Raw genomic sequence first — 19,273 nt, 5'->3', positions numbered from 1 at the left:
CGTCAAGCCTCGCAACCGATCACCTTAAATTCGACGCGCCTGTCCAGCGCGTCGCTCGCATCGTCGGCCCCGGTGCCGACGATGTTCTCGCGATAGCCCTTGCCCGATTCGCGCAGCTTCTTCGACAGCGGCGGCGCCTCGGTCACCAGCCGCGACTTGACGCTGACCGCGCGCTGCAGCGACAGCCGCTCGTTGGCCGCCTCCGAACCCGTGCGGCTGGTGTGCCCCGTCACCACCACGCATGAATCGATCTGCGCCGCCTGCCGCGCGATCTGGCGCAGCCACATCGGGTAGGCCGCGCTGATCTTCGGGTCCGAAAGAAAGTCCGTCGAGCCCGGCTTGAACAGGAACTTGACGCTCAGGTTGTTGGTTTCGAGCCCCAGGCGCGCGATGGTGCCGAAGGTTTTTTCCGCATCCGCCGTGCGCCCCAGTTGCGACTGCGCCAGGTACAGGCCGCTGTAGATGCGCAACTGCTGCCCGTCGGGCCGCTTCGATGCCGCCTCGTAGCGGCTCAGCGCCTCGCTCATGCGGCCGGCCTCGTAGGCGGCGGTGGCTTCCTGCAGCACGGTCGAGGTCGGCAGGCGTTCGAGGTACAGCGCATCGGCCGCCTGGCCCGGCTGGGTTTCCGCGGTGCGGATGTAGCCCTCGACGCCACGGTCCTTGCCGTTCACCGGGCTGTCGCGAAAGAAGGCGGTGGGCCGCGTGTCCAGCGATGCGTCGCTGATGCGCGCCACCGACTGCGCGATCACCACGCCGCTCTTGATCTCTGTCAGCGCGAGGTTCAAGCGGTATGGGCCACCCGACGCGTCCTTGTCCCGCACCAGCGTGCCGTTGAGCACGTACTGCGCATTGCCGATCTCGGTGGCGTTGAACGGCGTCACGGTGAACTGCTTGAACTGGGCCTGCATGCGCTGCACGATGTGCTGCTCGGCCACGCGGGTCACTTCGGTCTGCTGGCCGCTCGCGCCTTCGAGCAGCGGGTCGATCACGATGCGGCTCTGCTTGAGCGACGACTCCACTTTCGCCAGGAAGGCCGGCAGTTTCTGCGTCTGAACCATCAGGTCGTCCACCGCCTGGTTGACGGCCTGGTCGAAAGGCATGGCGTTGCCGGGCACGGGGCGGTGCGCGCAGGCAGTGGCCAGCACGACGGTGGCGCACAGCGCCAGCATGCGCAGCGACGCGCGGATGCGGTGGGAGGTGTTCGTCATCAGCATTGGTTCCTCAATGTCTTCATGTCCTGGTCCGACAGCGGCTCGCCGACGGCGGCGCGCATGTTGATCTCGCTGCAGCGCTTCGAGGGCGCGGGCCTTCTCGCGATGGGCTCCCTCTGCGCGTCCTGCGATGCCGTCGAGGCCTGTGCCGTGGTTTGCGGCCGAGGCTTCGGGGCCGGCCGTGCTGCTGCAGCCGCAGGCGGGGCCTTGGGCTCCGGCTCCGGTGCTTTCTCGACCGGCTTGTCCGCCGGCTCGCGTGGCACGTTGACGGACAGGCACGGCGTCCTGCAGGGCTTCGCATCGGCGGCAGCGGCCCGCGCGGGCGCGCATTGCAGCGCGATCACCATCGCGACCAACGCCATCACAGGAGGGGCCGAAGAGCGCGCCGGGTAAATCATCAGCCGGCAAATGTAGGGCCGCGAGCGCCGCGCGCCATCCCACCAAACGGCCACCCTGCCGAACGGCATAGGGCGCGCGAAGGACCACGCTAGGGCGAAAGTTCGCGACGCGCTACGAAGAGAGAACCGAAGGGCTCAGGGCAGCCACTGCACCCAGACCATGACCAGCGTGAGCGTGCCCAGCGCCAGCACGGTCGACACCGCGACGCTGGCCGTCACCAGGTCTTCGGCGGTGCGGTAGCGCTGCGAGAACAGGAACACGTTGGCGCCGATCGGCAGTGCTGCCGCCACCACCATCACGGTGAGCGGCATGCCGCGCACGCCGAGCAGCCAGCCGATGCCGGCCACCAGCAGCGGATGCAGCAGGTTCTTGACCAGCGCCTGCACCAGCGCGCCACGCCAGTGCCGCCCGATGGGCGTGAGCGCAAGCGTGATGCCCACCATCACCAGCGCCACCGGTCCGAAGGCCTGGCCGAGGAGCTGGATCGGCTTGTCGATGACTTCGGGCATCGTGAGCCCGGTCTGTGCGAACAGCAGGCCCGCGATGATCGGCAGCGGCACGGGATGGATGATGGCGTTGCGCAAGGCGCGCAGCACGGTGTGGGCCATCGAGCGCTTTTCCGCGCCGCTGACCACTGCATGTTCGCGCGCGACGGCCAATTCGAGCACGACGGTGGCGCTGGTCAGCAGCACCAGCGAGTGCAGCGAGATCAATGTGAGCAGCACCACCATGCCTTCTTCACCATAGGCCAGGCCGATGAGGGCAATGCCGATCATCACGGTGTTGCTGTAGGTATTGGCCAGCGCGATCACGGCCGCCGTGCGGTTGAAGCCGCGCAACGCGAGCGTGCCCGCGAACAGCAGGCCCGAGGCGATGAAGTACGCCGCGACCGGCTTGAGGCTCAGTTGCTCGACGTGCACCGTGCTCATGGCACGGAACAGCAATGCGGGTGCGAGCAGCAGGAAGATGAGGTTCGACAGGTCCTTGACCGCATTGCCGCTGATCCAACGGCGCCTGCCTGCGAGGTAGCCCGCTGCGATGAGAAGGACGACGGGCAGGAGCGAGGAGATGACGAAGGAATTCACCCGGCGAGGATAGTCGAGGGGTGTCTTGCTCCTGGGTGCGTTCGGGGCGCCTGTTCGGCGCTCTTGTTCGATTTGCGGCTGCTGTTCAGGGTGTGTGCGAATGACACCGGGTGCTCCCCTCCGCGAATGTCCCCCGGGGCGCTGCGCGCCCCTCCTCCTTTATTTCGCTGCGGGGAGCACCCGGCGTCACTCGCACAGGGCATGCTGCTGGTGATCGCTGATCAACCAGTGCTCTGAGCGCTCGCGCCGATACGGGGCTCTTTTTCGCGAAATAAAGGAGGAGCGAAGCGGGGGACATTCGCGAAAAAGAGCACCGTGTCGGCGTGAGCGACGCCCTGAACGGCAGCGCTCACAAAACACAGATCAGAACGTCACGCGCAACCCGACCTTCAGCGACCGCCCCTGCAACGGCGCATTCGGATACACAGTCGTCGTCAGAATCGACGTCGGGCTGTACGCCAGCTTGTTCGTGATGTTGTCCATGCGCGCATACCAGGTCAGGTTGGCGCGCTGCACCTTCATGCGGTAGGTGATCGCCGCATTCCACAGCGTGTACGCATCCGTCTCCCGTGCGCCGACAGACGGCACGCGATGCTGCGCCGCGTTGTAGTCGAAGCCGAAGCGCGCGCCCCACGGGCCGTTGCCATAAACCAGCGTCGCACCCACACGCAGCGGCGCGATGCGCGGCAGTGGCTCGCCGGTGTCGAGGTTCTTCGCGCGCACGATGTCGCCGCGCCATTCCAGATCGAGCGTGGACGCGTCGCCCATCCGCGCGAAACCTTCGGTGCCCAGCAGCCGCAGATTGCCGCTGGCCTCGATGCCGGTGAAGCGCGCACGCACGCCGCTGTAGAGGTACTCGGCCAGCGTGTCGGTCACCTCGGGGTCGTTCACCACCTGGCCTTCCTTGTCAAGCGTGCGGCCCGATGCGGTCAGGCCGATGTAGTTGCTGAAGCGCGTGACGTACGCGTTGACGCGGGCCGTGTTGGCGCCCGACTTCCACTGCGCCCCGAGGTCGAAGCCTGTGGACTTTTCCTTCTTCAGGTTCGGGTCGCCCACTTCCCATGCGGCCGTGGCCACGTGCGGGCCGTTGGCGAGCAGTTCGTAGTCCTTGGGTGCGCGCTCGGTGTAGGCAAGGTTCGAGGTCAGTTGCCACTGCGGCGCAAGGTTGACCAACGCACCAAAAGCCGCGCTGTGCGGATTGAAGGTGCGCTCGCCAATCGCGAAGCGCGTGACGGTCGGATCGTCCGGGTAGCCCAGCGAGCGGATGCGGACCTTCTCGGTGCGCGCACCGAAGCTCAGCCGACCCCACGAGGTGCCGTACTCCTCGTACAGGAACAGCGCGTTCGAGCGCGTGCGGCTGTGCGGCGCAAAGGCCTCCTCGCCGTCGGCGGCGAAGCGGTTGGTCTCGCTGCTGAAGCCGACCAGGCCTTCGAAGTTGCCGATCTTCTCGTGGCGCGCCTCGATGCGCAGGTCGTTGCTCATGTTCGAGAACTTCGTGCCGGGCTGGCTGCCCTCGAACTCGGTGTGGCGGTAGTTGGTGTGGCTGAGCTTGGCGTGGACGCTGCGGATGATGCCGCCCGGGCGCCACTCACCTTCCAGCGCGTAGCGGTCGGACTTCATGCCGATGGTCACGTCGTCCTCGGCCACGGTGCCGTAGGTGCTGCGGTAGGTGGCGACCGATGCGCCGATGTAGCCCTGGTCGAAGAACAGCGTGCCGCCGATCGCGCCGCCGTGCGCCTCGTTGGCCGAGTTGCAGATCTTGCGTGCGCGCCAGGGCGAGCCGGGCTTCTCGCAGTTCAGGTCGATGGGCACCGACGCGTCTTTCGAGTCGCGCTTGAAGGCGTCGACGTGCACTGCGAAGCGGTCGTTGCCGCCTTCGAGCACCACGCCGCCGTTCTTCTCCTTGTTGCCGGTGGCATAGCCCAGGTCGGCGCGGCCGCCGAAGCCGTTGATCGGTTCGGTCGGAATGCGGTTGTCGATCACGTTGACCACGCCGCCGACCGCGCTGCCGCCGTACTGCAGCGCCGAGGGGCCGCGCAGCACTTCGATGCGCTCGGTGACCAGTGCATCGACCGGCACCGCATGGTCGTAGCTCAGCGCCGAGGCGTCGGGTGCGCCGCCGCCGTTCTGCAGGATGCGGATGCGGTCGCCGTCCTGTCCGCGAATGATCGGGCGGCTCGCGTTGGGGCCGAAGTAGCTGCTGCTCACGCCGGGCAGGTTGTTGAGCGTTTCGCCGAGCGTCGATTCGGAGCGCAGCAGCAGCTTGTCGCCCGACAGCGTGGTGGTCGGCGCGATCAGTTCGCTGGCGCCGAGCGGGTTGCCGGTGACGGTGACCTCGCGCAGGCTCGACGAAGCGTCAGCGGGCTGGGCCTGGGCCTGGGCAGCGCCCTGGGTCTGCGCATGGGAAACGCTCGCGAAAGCAGCGAGCGAAAGAACGGCAACGCCGATGGCGTTGCGACGGAAATTGGGAATCATGAATGGACACTCGTTGAATCGATGGGCGATCCACCGCCCCCGTGCAAGACGGGTTCGGCAGTCGGAACACAAAGGAAGAAATTCAGCGAGCGGCAGGCGGACCGCGTGCGTCGAACAGCACGATCCAACGAGAAACGGCTTCGCCCTGCAGGTAGGCGAAGGTGGCCGACGGCAGCAGCATCGGCAACACCACCAGCGGCACGCCCGGCGCGCTGAAGCCGTGCGCCAACTGGTCGTACAGCCGGCATTCGGCATCGGTCTTGTCGCCGAACAGCGCATACAACCCGTCATGCCGTTGCAGGGAGGCCGTGGCCTTGGCGGCCACGGCCGTGCGCCCGGCCGCCACGGCCCAGCCGCGGTCGCCCGGCATGTGCAGCGTGGCATGCACGAGGCCGAGCGTCGACGCCATCCACACCGCGACAAGCAGTGCGAAGGCGACGGTGCGCGACAGCCTCGGGTTCATCATCATGCGGTGGGTCAGAAGTGCGTGGTCATGCTCACGTACAGGCTGCGCCGCGTGCCGTACTGCGGCGCGCCCACGCCGACGCCCGTGCCGTCGCGCAGCAGGTAGCTCTTGTCGAACAGGTTCAACACGGCGATGCGCCCGACGATGTCACCGCCCGACGCATCCTTCCAGGTGTGCGAATAGGCGGCATTGACCACCGCGTAGTGCGGCAGCGCGGCGCTGTTGGGCGCGCCGCCGTCGGGCGTGCGGCGCAGGCCGCTGCCGAAGATCAGGTCGCCGCTGACCTGGTTGTCGCCGAAGCGGTAGCTGGCGCCGCCCGACAGCGTGTAGGTCTGGTCGTGGTCCAGGTACACATAGTGGTTGGCGATGTAGGCCAGCTCGTCGGTGCCGAACAGCGACTGGCTCGACACGATGTCCTTGCCCATCGCCTTCTGGTAGGCGAAGTTGGCGTAGGCCGACCAGTGCTCGTCGTTGTAGCGCGCCGACAGCTCCAGCCCGCGCGCGAAGCCCTTGTCGTAGTTGAAGGGCGACAGGATCAGCGCCTGGCCGAACTGGCCTTCGTCGAGCAGGTTGGTGATGTTCTTGTAGTAGACATCGGCCGACAGCGACAGGTTGGCGTTCACCTTGTGGTCCACGCCCAGGTCGAAGTAGTGGGTGCGCTCCGCCTTTACCGGGTCAGAAGTCGGCACCGCGGGCTGGTTGGTGGTGCCCGCGTACAGGTTGATGCTCTGCTGCGACGCCAGCTCCTGCGGCGGCGGCGTGAAGTAGCGCGCATAGCCCGCGTGCAGCGCGGTGTCGTCCGACAGCTTGTACGCGAGGTTCAGGCGCGGGCTCCACTGGTGCTCCTTGGTGAACGCATCGACGCTGTCGTAGCGCAGGCCGTAGTTGAAGGTCAGCTTCGGATCGATGCGCCATTCGTCCTGCACATACAGGCTGGCAAGCTGGCCGACCTTGCTGGAGTTGTCGTTGATCAGCATCGGCGTGTTGCCGACCTGCGCGCCGCTGTCGTCGACCGGGAACACGTTCACCGCATTGATGCTGCGCGTGGTCTGCCGCGTGTAGGCGCCGCCGAAGCGCAGCGTGTGGCTGTCGCTGGCCTTGTACGACGCATCGGCCTGCAGGCCGTTCGACGAGTTGGAGCGCAGGGTGTCGGAGGCCACGCCGTTGTAGATCAGGTCGCCCGCTCCGTCGGGGATGTAGTGCAGGTTCGAGTACTGGTGGAAGGCCGAGACCTGGTAGTCCAGTGCGCCCACCGTCTTCTGGAACGACAGCGCCACGAAGCGGGTGGCCTCGGTCTGGCGCTCGCGCACGTTGGACGAAGGCAGCGCATTGAAGCCCGTGCCCAGGTCGCTGTAGCCGGCCAGCGAGAAAGCCGGCGCCTGGTTCGGATTCGTCGGGATCTGGAACTTGCCGTTGTAGGTGCCGAACATCAGGCCCACGCGCGTGTCCGCATCGAGGTAATAGGACAGGTTGCCGAAGGTCTTGCCCTGCCGCGTGCGGTCGTTCTGCGCATTCAGCGTCGGCTGCGGGTTCTCGATGCCGTTGGTGTTGGAGACCAGGCTGCCCGACAGGTAATAACTGAGGTTGCCCTTGGTGCCGTAGATCGATCCGTTTTCTTCCAGCGTGTTGTGGCTGCCGAAGGTGAAGCCGAGCGAGCCGCCGGGTTTGCCGAAGCCCTGCTTGGTCTGGATGTCGACCACGCCCGCGGTGCGCAGGCCGTACTGCGCGGGCAAGGCGCCGGTGAGGAAGTTGACCGAGTCGATGTAGCGCGTGTCCAGCGACTGGCCGAAGCCCGAGATGCCCTCGGGCAGTTGCACGCCGTTGACGCGGTACTGCACGTTGCCGTGGTCGTCGCGCACATGCAGCGAGCCGGAGGCCTTGGAGTCCTTGGCCACGCCGGGCAGCGTGAGCAGCACGTCGTCGAGCGGGGTGGCGTCACCCTTGCCGAGTGCGTCGATGGCTGCGCGGTCGATGCGGTAGACGGTGGCGCCGACCTCGGGCGAAAGCTCCATGCGCGCTTTCTTCAGGCGCTCGGACTGGATTTCCACCGTCGACAGCGTGCCGAGCGCGGTGGCCGGCTCGACCGTGGTGGTGGTGTCGGCGGTGGGCGCGGAAACCGGGGGGCTTGCATCCTGGGCGAAGGCCGGCCAGGACAGTAGCGAAAGAACGGCAATGCCAACGGCATTGCGACGGAAATTGGGAATCATGATGGGCACTCGTTGAATCGATGAACGATCTGCCTCCGCCCGCGCAAAGCGGACGTGGCAGCCGGAACACGGGGGGATTCAGCGAGTGGAAGGCGGACCGCGCGCGTCGAACAGCGCGATCCAGCGGGCGATGGCCTCGCCCTGCAGATAGGCGAAGGTGGCCGACGGCAGCAGGATCGGCAGCACCACCAGCGGCACGCCGGGTGCGGTGGAGCCGTGCTCGAGTTGGTCGTACAGGCGGCATTCGGCGTCGGTGTGTTCGCCGAACAGGCTGCCCAGGCCGTGGTCCGCATGCTTGTGCACGCCGCCTGGCGACGTCGCCTGCACAGCCGCCGCAGCCTTGGCAAGGCCGGGAACGTGCAGCGACCGGTGCATCACCCCCAGCGTGCCGGCGATCCACAGCGCGAGCGCCAGCGCGATGATGAACGCGCGCGACGAACGGGTGGAGGCTGGACGGGCGATGTGCACGGGATGCAGGGCCGAAGGCTCAGCTCTTCTTGACGCGCGAGGCGAAGGTCTTCTGGAACTTCTCGACCTTGGGGCCCACGACGAATGCGCAGTAGCCCTGGTTCGGGTTGTTCAGGAAGTAGTCCTGGTGGTAGGCCTCGGCGGTGGAGTAGTTGGCGAGCGGCGCCACCTCGGTCACCACGGGCGAGTGGTAGGTCTTGCTGGCCTCGATCTCGCGGATGACGTCTTGCGCCACCTGCTTTTGCGCATCGCTCGTGTAGTAGATGCCGCTGCGGTACTGGGTGCCGGCGTCGTTGCCCTGGCGGTTGAGCGTTGTGGGGTCGTGCACGACGAAGAAGATTTCGAGAATCTCGCGCAGGCTGATCTGCGCGGGATCGAATTCGAGCTTCACCACCTCGGCATGTCCGGTGCGGCCGGTGCAGACCTGTTCGTAGGTCGGGTTGACGACTTGGCCGTTGCAATAGCCCGATTCGACGTCGACCACGCCCTGCACCCGGTCGAACACCGCTTCGGTGCACCAGAAGCAGCCACCACCGATCACGATGGTTTCGTTGGGCGACGATGAGGGGGTCATGGCACGGCTCCGGAGGTTGGAAAAAAGCGAACCCGATATTGTCGCGGCTTGACGTGCCGGATGCCGGTCACTACATTACTAACCCGCCAGTCATTAAAAACATGCCCACGCCCCGCTCCTTCGTCGACAAGATCTGCCCGGTCCGCGCCAAGCGCGAGCGCCGCAAAGAGGCGCGCCCCGGCGAATTGCTCGCGGCCGCGCTCGACCTGTTCGTGGAAAAAGGCTTTGCCGCCACCCGCTCCGAGGAAGTAGCGGCCCGCGCCGGCGTGTCCAAGGGCACCCTCTTTCTGTACTTTCCGAGCAAGGAAGAGCTGTTCAAGGCGGTGGTGATGGAAAGCCTCGGCGGCCGTTTCACCGAGTGGAACGCCGAATTCGAGGCCTTCGAGGGCACATCGGCCGAAATGCTGCGCTACTGCATGAAAGTCTGGTGGGAACGCGTCGGCATGACCAAGGCTTCGGGCCTGACCAAGCTGATGGTGTGCGAAGGCGCCAATTTCCCCGAGCTGGCGGAGTTCTACCGGCAGCAGGTGGTGCGCCCCGGCCACGTGCTGCTGCGGCGCATCCTGCAGCGCGGCATCGACCGCGGCGAATTCGCTCCGGTCGACGTCGACCACGCCATCTACTCGGTGGTGGCACCCATGGTCTTTCTCATGCTCTGGAAGCATTCGGCCATGGTCTGCGTCGACGGCGACAGCGCCCTCGACCCTGAAAAGTACCTCGCCACGCAGGCGGAAACGGTGCTTTACGGGCTCAGCGTGCGCGCCGGGGACAAGGCATGAAAGGCCGTGGATGGCCGACCGGGCGGCGGGTGTCATCGGCGCAACCTAAAATTGAAGGTTTGTCCTGAGCCCACAAGGAAAGCCACGCCATGAACCCCACCCCTACCCTCGAGCGCTTGCGCTTCAACATGATCGAACAGCAGATCCGCCCCTGGGATGTGCTGGAGACGGACATCCTCGAACTGCTGGCCGAAATCCACCGCGAGGACTACGTGCCGGAAGAACACCGCACGCTGTCGTTCTTCGACATGGAACTGCCCCTGCTCGACGGCTCCGTGCCCGGCGAGTTCATGCTCTCGCCCAAGGTCGAAGCCCGCACGCTGCAAGACCTGCATATTCAAAAGCACGAGTCGGTGCTTGAAATCGGCACCGGTTCCGGCTTCATGGCCGCCCTGCTCGGCGCCCGCGCCGCCCAGGTGCTGTCGCTTGAAATCAACCCCGTGCTGGCCGCCCGCGCCGCGCAGACGCTGCGCGAGAACGGCGTGACCAACGTCGAAGTGCGCCATGCCGACGGCGCCGTGCCCCTGGCCAGCGGCCCCAGCTTCGACGTGATCGTGCTGAGCGGCTCGGTTGCCCGCATTCCGCAGAACCTGCTGGGTTCGCTCAAGGTCGGCGGCCGCCTGTCGGCCATCGTCGGCGAAGAGCCGATGATGCGCGCCCACTTCGTCACCCGCGTGAGCGAAAGCAAGTGGGAAACCATCCAGCCCTGGGACATCGTGGCACCGCGCCTGCTGAACTTCCCCGAGCCTTCGCGCTTCTCGTTCTGAGCGGGCGGTCCACCGAATGATCGACCAAGTCCGCCCCGCCGACCTTGCCGCCTGGTTCGCCCAGGACGCCGACGCCGCCCCCGTGCTGCTCGACGTGCGCGAGCCCTGGGAACTGCAGACGGCGAGCGTCGTGCCCCAGGGCTTCACGCTGGTCGCGATCCCGATGAACGAGATTCCCGGGCGGCTGGCCGAACTGGGCGAGGGCCATCGCATCGCCTGCCTGTGCCACCACGGCGCGCGCAGCCAGCGCGTGGCCGCCTTCCTGAACCAGAACGGCTTTGACCAGCTCGCCAACGTGGCGGGCGGCATCGACGCCTGGTCTTCGCAGCACGACCCTTCCGTGCCGCGCTACTAGCTTCTCTCTTCAAGGACGTTCAATGCCTCCAAGGCTCCGGCTTCTGCCCCTTTCCGCAGCACTCGCAAGCGCCATCGCTTCACTGCTCGCACTGCCGGCCCAGGGCCAGACACTGAACGCACTCTATGAAGCCGCCCGCGGCTACGACGCCACCTACCAGGGCGCGCGGGCCCAGTACGAAGCGAACGTGGCGCGCGCCGCGCAGGCCAAGGCCGGCATCCTGCCCGCCGTGGGGCTCACCGCCGGCGTGACGCGCACCGACCTCGAAATCGACACCCTCACGGGCAACAACCGGGGCACCACGCCGCGCGACTTCAACACGCAGAACGTGGGCATCAACGCCACGCAGCCGCTGTATCGCCCTGCCAACTGGGCCACCTACGAGCAGGGCAAGCGACAGGCCGATATTGCGCAGGCAGTGCTCACCATCGCCGAGCAGGACCTGATCGTGCGCGTGAGCCAGGCCTACTTCGACGTGCTCGCGAGCCAGGACAGCCTGGCGCTGGTGCGCGCGCAAAAAGTTGCCGTGGCGGAGCAGCTTGCGTCGGCCAAGCGCAACTTCGAGGTCGGCACCTCGACCATCACCGATTCGCGCGAGGCCCAGGCCCGCTACGACCTCGTGATCGCCCAAGAGATCGCGGCCGAGAACGACCTGCAGGTCAAGAAGATCGTGCTCGACCAACTGGTCGGCCGCCCCGGCAGCGTGCCGGTGCCGCTGGCGGTGCCGGTCGTGCTGCCGACCGCGCTGCCGGCGGACATCAACGCCTGGGTCGCGCAGGCCAACGACGTGCATCCGGCGATCCGGCAAGCCCGCCTTGGCCTCGATGTGGCCGGGCTCGAAGTGCAGAAGGCCCAGGCCGGGCACAAGCCCACGCTCGACGCGAACCTGGGCTACAACGTCACGCGCAATCCCACGGGCACCAGCACCAGCGCGGTCGGCACGCGCGTCAACGCGGCCACCGTGGGCGTGACCTTCAACCTGCCGCTGTTCGCCGGCTTCGCCACCGAGAACCGCATCAAGGAAACGCTGGCACTCGAAGACCAGTCGCGCAGCGTGCTCGACGGCACCCAGCGCAGCGTGGCGCAGGCCACGCGCGCGGCCTACCTCGGGCTGGTGTCGGGCGCGGGGCAGGTCAAGGCGCTGGAAGCGGCCGAGGCTTCGAGCCAGAGCGCGCTCGATGCCAACAAGCTGGGCTACCAGGTGGGCGTGCGCATCAACATCGACGTGCTGAATTCGCAGAGCCAGTTGTTCCAGACCAAGCGCGACCTTGCGCAGGCGCGCTACAACGTGCTGCTGGGCAACCTGAAGCTGCGCCAGGCCAACGGCACGCTGACGACCGACGACATGAATGCAATCAACGCGACACTGGCAAGCAATGGCAGCACGCCGGCTGTGCCTGCGGCGATCACGTCGACGCCGGACCGCGTGCCTGCGCCTTACGTGCCGGTCACGCCACCGAGCATTCCGGTGATTCCGCCGGTGCCGGTGCAGCCGTTCAATCCGCCTGCGCCTGTGATGCCTTCGGCGCCTGTGCCGCCGGTGATCCTGAATCCGCCGGTGCGCTGAGGCTCGGTTTTCTCCCTCCCCTTCCGGGGGAGGGCCGGGGTGGGGGCCAGCGGTGTTTCCATCGCCAGCGCCGTCGAGCCCCCATCCCAACCTTCCCCCGGAAGGGGAAGGAGCAAAGACAAGGGCCGATCAGTCCAGCGTGGGTTCTGCTCTGGGTGGCTCGTTTTCAAGCGGTGCGCTGGCAGTTGCCACCGGCTCGGCGGCCTGCGCAATCGCCAGCACCGCAGCAGCGGTACGTTCCGCCGCCCCGCGGTTCGACGACGAAAACGCCAGCGCGGCCTGCGCCATCACAGCGCGCCGCTCGGGGTTCTCGACCAGCTTCAGCGCCGCCGTCACCGCCTGCTCCATGCCTTCGACACGCAGCGATGCGCCCGCAGCGAGCGACAGTTGCGCCGCCTCCGCGAAGTTGAAGGTCGACGGCCCCATGATCACGGGACAGCCGCAGGCCGCCGGCTCGATCAGGTTCTGGCCACCCAGCGGCTCGAAGCTGCCACCCAGCAGCGCCACGTCGGCCAGGCCGTAGTACAGCGCCATTTCACCGAGCGAGTCGCCCAGCCAGATCTCGGCATCGTTCGGCTGGCCCGCCGCGCTGCGGCGCGCGACCGCGAAGCCTTCGGCCTCGATCAGCGCCGCCACTTCATCGAAACGTTGCGGATGGCGCGGCACGATCATCCATTGCACGTCGTGCACCCGCTTGGCGATCGAGCGGATCGCGCCCTGCTCGGGCGGCACGGGCGAGGTCGCACCGAAGCGCTTGAGCACTTCGAGCAGCATCCGCTCTTCACCGTCGCGCGAGCTGGCAAGAACGACCATCGGCCGGGGCAGGTGCTCGCGCAGCGACACCGCCGTGGCCAGTTGCCGCGTGTCGGGCGTGGCGTCGAACTTCAGGTTGCCGTAGATGCCGGCCACCTTGGCACCGAGCGACACCAGACGGTGCGCGTCGGCTTCGGTCTGCGCCCACACGGCGGTGAGCGCCGAATACGCGGGCCGCGCCAACCATGCAAGCCGCTCGGCCGCAGCCAGCGATTTTTCGTTGAGCCGCGCGTTGGCCAGCACCAGCGGGATGCGGCGTTCGGCACAGGCCGCGGCCATCTCGGGCCAGACCTCGGTTTCCATCAGCACGCCGATCTGCGGCTGGAACTTGTCGAGAAAACGCGCCACGGCACCGGGCGTGTCCCACGGCTGCCAGACCTGCGTGTCGCCCGGCTCGAGCAGCTTGGCGCCCTCTTCCCGGCCGGTCGCGGTGCCATGCGTGAGCAGGATCGGCACGCCCGGGTACTGCCGACGCAACTCGGCGATCAGGATGGCGGCGGCGCGCGTTTCGCCGAGCGAGACGGCGTGCACCCAGCATTGGGCATTGCCCGTGATGCTCTCGTCGTAATGGCCGAAGCGCTCCTCGACGGCGACGCCATAGCCGGGCTCGGCCTGCGCCCTGCGCCGCAACTTGCGGCGCACCAGGGGTTGCACAACGGTGGTGAAGGCGCCGTACAGGCGCAACAAGATAGAACGCACGGGCTTAACGCTCCATCACGCGATGGCGAAGCTCGCAACGCGTGAAACCGGAGCGGCCCTCTGCGCCAGGGATACCGTGGAACCGGCTTTGCCGGGCCACTGGTATCGCCCCCTGGAAGGGGGTTGGCGTAGCGACACGAAGTGCGCGAAGACTGGGGGTCATCCTGTTCAGTGTGAAGCTTCGGCCAGCTTGGCGTCGGGCTTGACCGTTCGCAGCAGCGCCAGCATCTCGGTTTCGATGCGCTTGAGCGCCGCGTCGGTCTGGCCTTCGAAGCGCAGCACCAGCACGGGTGTGGTGTTGGAAGCGCGGATCAGGCCGAAACCATCGGGCCAATCCACGCGCAGGCCGTCGATGGTCGAGACCTTGGCGGGGGCCGCGAAGCTCGCGCCCTTGACGAGCTTGTCGACGACCGCATGCGGCTCGCCTTCGGCGCAGGCCACGTTGAGTTCGGGCGTCGAGAAGCTGGTGGGCAGCGCGTTGAGCACGGCGCTCGCATCCGGGCTCTTGCTCAGGATTTCGAGCAGGCGGCAGCCCGCATAGGTGCCGTCGTCGAAGCCGAACCAGCGCTCCTTGAAGAAGATGTGGCCGCTCATCTCGCCGCCCAGCGGCGAATCGATTTCCTTCATCTTCGCCTTGATGAGCGAATGGCCGGTCTTGAAGATCATCGGCACGCCGCCCGCGGCCTCGATGGCCGGTGCCAGGCGCTGCGAGCACTTCACGTCGAAGATGATGGTGCCGCCCGGCACGCGCGACAGCACATCCTGTGCAAAGAGTTGCATCTGGCGATCGGGGAAGATGTTCTGGCCGTCCTTGGTGACGATGCCCAGGCGGTCGCCGTCGCCGTCGAAGGCCAGGCCCAGCTCGGCGTCGCCCGATGCCAGCGCGGCCATCAGGTCCTTGAGGTTCTCGGGCTTGCTCGGATCGGGATGGTGGTTGGGGAAGTCGCCGTCGACTTCGCTGAACAGCTCGGTCACCTCGCAGCCGATGGCGCGGAAGATGGCTGGGGCCGTGGCGCCCGCGATGCCGTTGCCGGAATCGACCACGATCTTCATGGGTCGGGCCAGCTTGATGTCGCCGGCAATGCGCTTGACATAGGCATCGGTCACGTCGACCTTGCGCACGCTGCCGCCGGGGGCGAGCTTGGCGCTGCCGTCTTCCATGGTCCTGCGCAGGCCCTGGATCTCGTCGCCGTAGATCGCGCGGCCGGCCAGCACCATCTTGAAGCCGTTGTAGTCCTTGGGGTTGTGGCTGCCCGTGACCTGGATACCGCTGGAGGCCAGCGTGTGGGCCGCGAAGTACAGCAGCGGGGTGGTGACCGCGCCCACGTCGATCACTTCGATGCCGGTGGCCACCAGGCCCTTGATCAGTGCTTCGACCAGCGCGGGGCCCGACAGGCGGCCATCGCGCCCCACGGCCACGGACTTTTCGCCGGCGGCGCGTGCAGCGCTGCCGAACGCCCGCCCGAGTGCTTCAGCAACCTCGGCGTCGAGGGTGACGGGCACGACGCCACGAATGTCATAGGCCTTGAAGATCGACGCGCTGAGCTGCATGAAGGGCGTTTCCCTGTTGTATTTGGAACGGGGCATTGTAGGCAACGCTCTACGGGCCCACATGTCCGAAAACGGCCAGTTGAAACGAGTCGAAACCGTATCATTTGCCCATGCCTACCACCCACGCCCCCACTGAAGCGCTCGAGAGCGACGCCTGCTACCTGGCGATGAAGACGCACGATGCGCGCTTCGACGGGTCGTTCTTCACCGCCGTGACTTCCACCGGCATCTATTGCCGGCCGGTCTGCCGCGTGAAGCTGCCGCGGCGCGAGAACTGCCGGTTCTTCCGCCACGCGGCCCAGGCCGAGGCAGCGGGCTTTCGTCCCTGCCTGCGCTGCCGGCCCGAACTGGCGCCGCGCGCGGCCAGTTGGTCGACCGAAGACGCCTCGCGCATCCTGGCGCTGCAGGCGGCCCGGCTGATCGACGAACCCGATGCGTGGTCCGAAGACGGCCCCGGCGCTGCGCAGATCGCGGCGCGGCTGGGCGTGAGCGACCGCCATCTGCGGCGCATCTTCGAGGCCCAGTTCGGCGTGTCCCCATTGCAGTACCTGCAGACGCGCCGCCTGCTGGCCGCCAAGCAGCTCATCGCCGACACACGGCTGCCGATGACCCAGGTGGCCCTGGCCAGCGGCTTCGCCAGCGTGCGCCGTTTCAATGCGGCCTTTGTCGAGCACTACGGGCTCAACCCGAGCGCGCTGCGTCGCGCCGGCGGCACCACCGCCGAGGGTGGCGAAGGCAAGGCAATCGAGGTGCGGCTGGGCTTTCGTCCGCCCTACGACACCCACGCCATGCTCGCCTTCTTCGCGCGCCGGGCGCTGCGCGGTGTCGAAGTCGCCTCGACAGCGGACGGCAAGGAGCCCGCCAAGGGCAGCACGCCCACCTATGTAAAGCTCGCCCGCACCCTGCGCGTGCAGCAAGGCGGACAGACGCACGCCGGCTGGCTGCAACTGCGCTTCGACATCGAGCGCGAGCAGATGCTGCTGTCGGTGAGCGATTCGCTCGCGGCGGTGCTGCCCATCGTGATCAGCCGCGCACGCGCCATGTTCGACCTCGATGCCGAGCCGATGGCGATCAACGCCGCGCTGCATGCGGCCTTTCCGCACGGTGACGGGCTGCGCGTGCCGGGCACGGTCGACGGCTTCGAGTTGGCGGTGCGCGCGGTGCTGGGCCAGCAGATCACGGTGGCTGCGGCGCGCACGCTGGGCTCGCGGCTAGTCGAGGCCTTCGGAGAAACCATCGCCACGCCCGTCGAAGGCCTGAACCGGTTGTTTCCCACGCCCGCCACCATTGCGGCAGCAAGCGGCGATGCGCTGGGCCAGCTCGGCATCGTGCGCCAGCGGCAGACCGCCCTGCAGGCCATCGCCCGCGAAGTCGCCGCCGGCAAGCTGGCCCTGCATGCGGGGGCCGACGTGCCATCGACCATCGCGGCGCTGCAGGAGCTGCCCGGCATCGGTGCCTGGACCGCGCAATACATCGCGATGCGGGCCCTGCGCTGGCCCGACGCCTTCCCGGCTGGCGACGTCGCGCTGCAGAAGGCGCTGGGCGTCACCACCGCACGCGCGGCCAGCGAAGCCTCGCAGGCCTGGCGGCCCTGGCGCAGCTATGCGGTGCTGCGCGCCTGGCATGCGCCCTCGCCTTCGACGGTTGCCACCGAACCGGTGGCTGCCACCGAATCTCCCCTCATCACCACGGCAGGCCTCACCGCCTGAAATGTCATGAAGTTCAAGAGCAAAGTCATCTACACCTCGCACATCGACACGCCGCTGGGCGGCATCACGATGGCGGCCACCGACCAGGGCCTGGCGGGCGTCTGGTTCGACCAGCAACGCCACTGGCCCGACACCACGGGCTGGATTCCGAAGGACGACCACCCCGCGCTGGTCGAGGCCGCCGCGCAACTGCACGACTACTTCGCCGGCAAGCGCGACAACTTCGACATGAAGCTCGACCTGTCGCACGGCACCGCGTTCCAGCAGAGCGTGTGGCAGCAGTTGCTGGCCATTCCGGCCGGTGCCACCACGAGCTACGGCGCGCTCAGCGTCAACGTGGGCAACCCGGCCGCCGTGCGCGCGGTGGGCGCGGCCGTGGGGCGCAATCCGATCAGCGTGATCGTGCCCTGCCACCGCGTGCTGGGCGCCGATGGCTCGCTGACCGGTTACGCTGGCGGGCTCGATCGCAAGACAGCGCTGTTGGAGCTAGAGGGCGCGCTGTAACACCACCCCGAAGAAGATTGAAAGACGCATGACCACAACGAACAACAGCACCGTCGCCGCACCCACGAACTCCTCCGCCTGGGTCATCGACCTGGTGCTCCTGGCTGCGCTCTGGGGTGCGTCTTTCCTCTTCATGCGCATCGGTGCCGCCGAGTTCGGCGCGCTGCCGACGGCCGCCGTGCGGGTGGCCATTGCCGCACTGTTCCTGCTGCCGATCGCGCTGCTGCGCGGCCAGGGCCCGTCCCTCGCGAAGCACTGGAAGGCCAGCTTCGTGGTCGGCGTCTTCAATTCGGGCATGCCGTTCGCGCTCTTCTGTTTCGCGCTGCTGACCATCAACACCGGCCTTGCCGCCGTGCTCAACGCCACGACGCCGATGTTCGGCGCGCTGGTGGCATGGGCATGGTTCAAGGAGCGGCCCAACGGCTCGCGCCTCATCGGCCTCGTGATCGGTTTTGCCGGCGTCGCCATGCTCGCCAGCCGCAGCGCCGGCCTGCATGCGGGCGCCAGCGGCCATGCGGCGCTGTGGGCCGTGCTCGCCTGCCTGGGCGCCTGCCTGTGCTACGGCATCTCGGCCAGCGCCACGCGCCGCCACCTGAGCGGCGTGCCCGCGCTGACCACCGCCACCGGCAGCCAGATCGGCGCCACCGTGTTCCTCGCCTTGCCCGCCATCTGGCTCTGGCCCGCACAGATGCCCAGCCTGCGCGCCTGGCTCGCGCTGCTGGCGCTGGGCATCGCCTGCACCGGCGTGGCGTACATCCTGTTCTTTCGCCTGATCGAGCGCGCCGGCCCGGCACGCGCGCTGACCGTCACCTTCCTCGTGCCGGTGTTCGCGCTCTTCTACGGCGCGGTCTTCCTGGGTGAAGACATCACGCAATGGATGCTGACCTGCGCGGTGGTGATCGTCTGCGGCGTGGCGCTGTCGACCGGCATCGTCAAGCTCGGCCGCACGCCCAAGGCCACGGCCTGACGCCCTGTCGGATGACCGCGCCTACACGGCGCCGGCCACCACGTTGACCGACAGCGCCAGCACCAGCATGTTGAAAGCGAACGACAGCACGCTGTGAATCAGCGTGATGCGGCGCATCTCGCGCGAGGTGGCCTGCACGTCCGACACCTGCGAGGTCATGCCGATCACGTACGAGTAGTAGAGAAAGTCGAAGTAGTCCGGCTCGTCCTTGCCCGGAAAGTCCAGGCCGCCATCGGGCGAGCCGCCCTTCTGGTCGATGTAGTAGCGATGCGCGTAGTGGAACGCGTAGATCGAATGCATCATCAGCCACGACCCCACCAGCGCCACCAGCCCGAGCGCGATGTGGACGGCCCGCATGATGCCGTCCATCTGCTTGACCTGCTGCAGCATCATCGCGATGGCCACCACGCTCACACCAACCGCCACCAGCATCGAGACCAGGATCACGATGTTGGGCTGGTCCAGCATCTGTGCCCGCTCCCGCGTGCGCTTCGCATCGAAGGTGTCGACCAGCCACCACGTCAGCACCTGGTAGACCAGCACGCCCGCGCACCAGCCGGCCAGGCCGCGCGCCGTGTACCCGATGGGCCAGGGCATCAGCGCGACGGCGATGCCGACCACGCCGCCATAGAGAAGACGCTGGGGGCCGGTGGTGGTGGAGAGGTGTTGGCGCATGC

The 19,273-nt window shown here is 67.4% G+C and carries 18 protein-coding genes; 8 read left to right on the top strand and 10 right to left on the bottom strand.

The genetic code is table 11. The annotated features are described in order from the left end of the window. Positions 1-2 precede the first annotated feature (2 nt). The gene (locus ACSFB7_RS32785) at positions 3-1,208 is read right to left on the bottom strand and encodes an OmpA family protein (RefSeq protein ID WP_435476512.1); all 1,206 of its coding nucleotides are present in this window, start codon (positions 1,206-1,208) and stop codon (positions 3-5) included. A gap of 24 nt (positions 1,209-1,232) precedes the next feature. Here ACSFB7_RS32785 and ACSFB7_RS32780 point away from each other — a divergent pair, with 24 nt between their 5' ends. Then, the gene (locus ACSFB7_RS32780) at positions 1,233-1,604 is read left to right on the top strand and encodes a hypothetical protein (protein WP_435476511.1); all 372 of its coding nucleotides are present in this window, start codon (positions 1,233-1,235) and stop codon (positions 1,602-1,604) included. A 140-nt stretch (positions 1,605-1,744) separates the two neighbouring features. On the opposite strand, the gene ACSFB7_RS32775 is transcribed toward ACSFB7_RS32780, so the two are convergent. The 6 genes from ACSFB7_RS32775 to msrA form a co-directional block, all read right to left on the bottom strand. Next, positions 1,745-2,695 (bottom strand): AEC family transporter, encoded by a 951-nt coding sequence (locus ACSFB7_RS32775; RefSeq protein ID WP_435476510.1) that lies wholly within the window; start codon positions 2,693-2,695, stop codon positions 1,745-1,747. A 363-nt stretch (positions 2,696-3,058) separates the two neighbouring features. After that, positions 3,059-5,170: a TonB-dependent receptor gene (locus tag ACSFB7_RS32770; protein WP_435476509.1), complete on the bottom strand. Its 2,112-nt coding sequence runs from the start codon at positions 5,168-5,170 to the stop codon at positions 3,059-3,061. Between the two features lie 82 nt (positions 5,171-5,252). Next, complete coding sequence (locus ACSFB7_RS32765; protein WP_435476508.1) at positions 5,253-5,639, bottom strand: hypothetical protein; 387 nt, start codon at positions 5,637-5,639, stop codon at positions 5,253-5,255. Positions 5,640-5,647: 8 nt separating this feature from the next. Beyond that, entirely contained in the window at positions 5,648-7,843 is a 2,196-nt protein-coding gene (locus ACSFB7_RS32760) for a TonB-dependent receptor (protein WP_435476507.1), read from the bottom strand. Positions 7,844-7,921: 78 nt separating this feature from the next. Further along, on the bottom strand, positions 7,922-8,311 hold the full coding sequence (locus ACSFB7_RS32755; protein ID WP_435476506.1) for a hypothetical protein: 390 nt from the start codon (positions 8,309-8,311) through the stop codon (positions 7,922-7,924). 19 nt (positions 8,312-8,330) lie between these two features. Further along, entirely contained in the window at positions 8,331-8,885 is a 555-nt protein-coding gene (msrA, locus tag ACSFB7_RS32750) for a peptide-methionine (S)-S-oxide reductase MsrA (protein ID WP_435476505.1), read from the bottom strand. A gap of 101 nt (positions 8,886-8,986) precedes the next feature. Between msrA and ACSFB7_RS32745 the strand changes: the two genes are divergently transcribed. The 4 genes from ACSFB7_RS32745 (at position 8,987) to ACSFB7_RS32730 (ending at position 12,353) form a co-directional block, all read left to right on the top strand. Next, the gene (locus tag ACSFB7_RS32745; protein WP_435476504.1) at positions 8,987-9,664 is read left to right on the top strand and encodes a TetR/AcrR family transcriptional regulator; all 678 of its coding nucleotides are present in this window, start codon (positions 8,987-8,989) and stop codon (positions 9,662-9,664) included. Between the two features lie 89 nt (positions 9,665-9,753). Further along, positions 9,754-10,431, top strand: coding sequence for a protein-L-isoaspartate O-methyltransferase family protein (locus ACSFB7_RS32740; RefSeq protein WP_435476503.1), 678 nt, complete (start codon positions 9,754-9,756; stop codon positions 10,429-10,431). A 16-nt stretch (positions 10,432-10,447) separates the two neighbouring features. Beyond that, a complete protein-coding gene (locus ACSFB7_RS32735) occupies positions 10,448-10,786 on the top strand; it encodes a rhodanese-like domain-containing protein (protein ID WP_435476502.1) in 339 nt (112 codons plus the stop codon). Between the two features lie 22 nt (positions 10,787-10,808). Then, a complete protein-coding gene (locus ACSFB7_RS32730; protein ID WP_435476501.1) occupies positions 10,809-12,353 on the top strand; it encodes a TolC family outer membrane protein in 1,545 nt (514 codons plus the stop codon). 129 nt (positions 12,354-12,482) lie between these two features. Here ACSFB7_RS32730 and ACSFB7_RS32725 read toward each other — a convergent pair whose 3' ends face one another. Together ACSFB7_RS32725 and ACSFB7_RS32720 are read right to left on the bottom strand one after the other, a co-directional pair. Then, on the bottom strand, positions 12,483-13,865 hold the full coding sequence (locus tag ACSFB7_RS32725; protein ID WP_435476500.1) for a 3-deoxy-D-manno-octulosonic acid transferase: 1,383 nt from the start codon (positions 13,863-13,865) through the stop codon (positions 12,483-12,485). A 168-nt stretch (positions 13,866-14,033) separates the two neighbouring features. After that, positions 14,034-15,416, bottom strand: coding sequence for a phosphomannomutase/phosphoglucomutase (locus tag ACSFB7_RS32720; RefSeq protein WP_435476587.1), 1,383 nt, complete (start codon positions 15,414-15,416; stop codon positions 14,034-14,036). A gap of 110 nt (positions 15,417-15,526) precedes the next feature. Here ACSFB7_RS32720 and ACSFB7_RS32715 point away from each other — a divergent pair, with 110 nt between their 5' ends. Genes ACSFB7_RS32715 through ACSFB7_RS32705 form a run of 3 tightly spaced genes read left to right on the top strand, consistent with a single transcriptional unit; the run spans position 15,527 to position 18,596 of the window. Beyond that, the gene (locus ACSFB7_RS32715) at positions 15,527-17,125 is read left to right on the top strand and encodes a DNA-3-methyladenine glycosylase 2 family protein (protein WP_435476499.1); all 1,599 of its coding nucleotides are present in this window, start codon (positions 15,527-15,529) and stop codon (positions 17,123-17,125) included. A 6-nt stretch (positions 17,126-17,131) separates the two neighbouring features. Next, complete coding sequence (locus ACSFB7_RS32710; protein WP_435476498.1) at positions 17,132-17,629, top strand: methylated-DNA--[protein]-cysteine S-methyltransferase; 498 nt, start codon at positions 17,132-17,134, stop codon at positions 17,627-17,629. Between the two features lie 28 nt (positions 17,630-17,657). After that, entirely contained in the window at positions 17,658-18,596 is a 939-nt protein-coding gene (locus ACSFB7_RS32705) for a DMT family transporter (RefSeq protein WP_435476497.1), read from the top strand. 21 nt (positions 18,597-18,617) lie between these two features. Here the strand turns inward: ACSFB7_RS32705 and ACSFB7_RS32700 are convergent, their stop codons facing one another. After that, complete coding sequence (locus ACSFB7_RS32700) at positions 18,618-19,271, bottom strand: DUF1345 domain-containing protein (RefSeq protein WP_435476496.1); 654 nt, start codon at positions 19,269-19,271, stop codon at positions 18,618-18,620. Positions 19,272-19,273: the final 2 nt, after the last annotated feature.

Origin of the sequence: Variovorax raffinosi, from assembly GCF_051216615.1 — a bacterium.
Lineage (GTDB): Bacteria > Pseudomonadota > Gammaproteobacteria > Burkholderiales > Burkholderiaceae_C > Variovorax.
Note: the sequence above shows the minus strand (reverse complement) of the source record. Positions and strands in the feature narration are given on the sequence as shown.

Excerpts from the sequence above, each read along its gene's own strand:
- ACSFB7_RS32785 (WP_435476512.1), bottom strand. The coding sequence starts at position 1,208 with ATGACGAACACCTCCCACCGCATCCGCGCGTCGCTGCGCATGCTGGCG.
- ACSFB7_RS32780 (WP_435476511.1), top strand. The coding sequence starts at position 1,233 with ATGTCCTGGTCCGACAGCGGCTCGCCGACGGCGGCGCGCATGTTGATC.
- ACSFB7_RS32770 (WP_435476509.1), bottom strand. The coding sequence starts at position 5,170 with ATGATTCCCAATTTCCGTCGCAACGCCATCGGCGTTGCCGTTCTTTCG.
- ACSFB7_RS32765 (WP_435476508.1), bottom strand. The coding sequence starts at position 5,639 with ATGATGATGAACCCGAGGCTGTCGCGCACCGTCGCCTTCGCACTGCTT.
- ACSFB7_RS32760 (WP_435476507.1), bottom strand. The coding sequence starts at position 7,843 with ATGATTCCCAATTTCCGTCGCAATGCCGTTGGCATTGCCGTTCTTTCG.
- msrA (WP_435476505.1), bottom strand. The coding sequence starts at position 8,885 with ATGACCCCCTCATCGTCGCCCAACGAAACCATCGTGATCGGTGGTGGC.
- ACSFB7_RS32745 (WP_435476504.1), top strand. The coding sequence starts at position 8,987 with ATGCCCACGCCCCGCTCCTTCGTCGACAAGATCTGCCCGGTCCGCGCC.
- ACSFB7_RS32740 (WP_435476503.1), top strand. The coding sequence starts at position 9,754 with ATGAACCCCACCCCTACCCTCGAGCGCTTGCGCTTCAACATGATCGAA.
- ACSFB7_RS32735 (WP_435476502.1), top strand. The coding sequence starts at position 10,448 with ATGATCGACCAAGTCCGCCCCGCCGACCTTGCCGCCTGGTTCGCCCAG.
- ACSFB7_RS32730 (WP_435476501.1), top strand. The coding sequence starts at position 10,809 with ATGCCTCCAAGGCTCCGGCTTCTGCCCCTTTCCGCAGCACTCGCAAGC.
- ACSFB7_RS32720 (WP_435476587.1), bottom strand. The coding sequence starts at position 15,416 with ATGCAGCTCAGCGCGTCGATCTTCAAGGCCTATGACATTCGTGGCGTC.
- ACSFB7_RS32715 (WP_435476499.1), top strand. The coding sequence starts at position 15,527 with ATGCCTACCACCCACGCCCCCACTGAAGCGCTCGAGAGCGACGCCTGC.
- ACSFB7_RS32710 (WP_435476498.1), top strand. The coding sequence starts at position 17,132 with ATGAAGTTCAAGAGCAAAGTCATCTACACCTCGCACATCGACACGCCG.
- ACSFB7_RS32705 (WP_435476497.1), top strand. The coding sequence starts at position 17,658 with ATGACCACAACGAACAACAGCACCGTCGCCGCACCCACGAACTCCTCC.
- ACSFB7_RS32700 (WP_435476496.1), bottom strand. The coding sequence starts at position 19,271 with ATGCGCCAACACCTCTCCACCACCACCGGCCCCCAGCGTCTTCTCTAT.